The 255-nt window shown below is 65.5% G+C and carries 1 protein-coding gene; it reads left to right on the top strand.

Features of this window, described 5'->3' with window-relative positions:
• A partial coding sequence (locus ACLBX8_RS32275; protein ID WP_447701459.1) for a GTP-binding protein occupies window positions 1–255 on the top strand: 255 nt, incomplete at both ends.

The raw sequence follows: 255 nt of genomic DNA, 5'->3' as shown, positions 1-255 counted from the left end.
AGGAAAAGTTCTCCCGCACCAAGCCGCACTGCAACATTGGCACGATCGGCCACGTCGATCACGGCAAGACGTCTCTGACGGCGGCGATCACGAAGGTCCTGGCCGAGACGGGCGGGGCGACGTTCACGGCCTACGACCAGATCGACAAGGCGCCTGAGGAGAAGGCGCGCGGGATCACGATCTCGACGGCGCACGTGGAGTACGAGACGCAGAACCGTCACTACGCGCACGTGGACTGCCCCGGCCACGCCGACT

The sequence above is a fragment of the Methylobacterium sp. D48H genome, from assembly GCF_053345715.1.
The sequence above is the reverse complement of the archived record's forward strand: the minus strand, read 5'-3'. Positions and strand labels throughout refer to the sequence as shown.